General features: G+C 74.7%; 1 protein-coding gene. It reads left to right on the plus strand.

The annotated features are described in order from the left end of the window. A partial coding sequence (locus AA75_RS50665) for a non-ribosomal peptide synthetase (protein WP_033826207.1) occupies window positions 1–1,250 on the plus strand: 1,250 nt, incomplete at both ends.

The raw sequence follows: 1,250 nt of genomic DNA on the forward strand, positions 1-1,250 counted from the left end.
AGCGCTGCTGCACGGCGGGCGGGTGGTGGTGGTGCCGTTCGACACCGCACGCTCGCCGGAGGACTTCCTGGACCTGCTGGTCGCCGAGCGGGTGACCATGCTGAGCCAGACGCCGTCGGCGTTCCGCTCGCTGGTCGGCCTGGCCGGCGCCGGGGACCCGCGGATCGGCGAACTCGCGTTGCAGCACGTCGTGTTCGGCGGCGAGAAGCTGGAGTTCGGCGAGCTGCGGCCGTGGGCCGAGCGGCTCGGCCTGGACGCCCCCGCGCTGATCAACATGTACGGCATCACCGAGACCACCGTGCACACCACGTACCACCGCATCACCGAGGCCGACCTGGCCCGGCCGTTCGCCAGCCCGATCGGTGACCCGCTGCCCGACCTCGGCGTCCATCTGCTCGACGCGCACGGCCGGCTGGTGCCGGTCGGTGTGGTCGGCGAGATCCACGTCAGCGGCCGGGGCGTCGCCCGCGGCTACCTCAACCGGCCCGGCCTGACCGCCGAGCGCTTCGTGCCCAACCCGTTCGGCGCGCCCGGCTCCCGGCTGTACCGCTCCGGCGACCTGGCCCGCCGCCTCCCGGACGGCACCCTGGAGTTCGTCGGCCGGGCCGACGACCAGGTGAAGATCCGCGGCTACCGGATCGAACTCGGCGAGATCCAGGCCGCCGTCGCCGCCCACCCGGACGTCCGGGAGGCCGTGGTCGTCGTCCGCGAGGACGCCCCCGGCGACCGCCGCCTGGTGGCGTACGTGGTGAGCGCGCCCGGGCACGCCGTCCCGGCCGGCGACGTGCTGCGCAAGCACGCCGCCCAGGCGCTGCCGGACTACATGGTGCCGTCGGCGTTCGTGCCGCTGGCCGCCCTGCCGCTGACCGGGCAGGGCAAGCTCGACCGCCGCGCCCTGCCGGCCCCCGAGGCCGAATGGGTCTCGGCGGGAGGCCGGGAGCCGCGCTCCGCGAGGGAGCGGGCGCTGTGCGACCTGTTCGCCGAGGTGCTGGGGCTGGAGAGCGTCGGGATCGACGACGACTTCTTCGCCCTGGGCGGTCACTCGCTGCTGGTCACCAAGCTGGCCAGCCGGGTCCGGGCCGAGCTCGGGGCCGAGCTGGCGATCCGGACGGTCTTCGAGTCACCGAACGTCGCCGTACTCGCCGAGCGGATCGGCGCCGCCGAGGGAGCCCGCAGCGGACTGCGGGGAGGGGAGCGTCCGGCCGTGGTGCCGTTGTCGTTCGCGCAGCAGCGGTTGTGGTTCCTGAACC

Origin of the sequence: Kitasatospora sp. MBT63, assembly GCF_000710465.2 — a bacterium.
Classification (GTDB): Bacteria; Actinomycetota; Actinomycetes; order Streptomycetales; family Streptomycetaceae; genus Kitasatospora.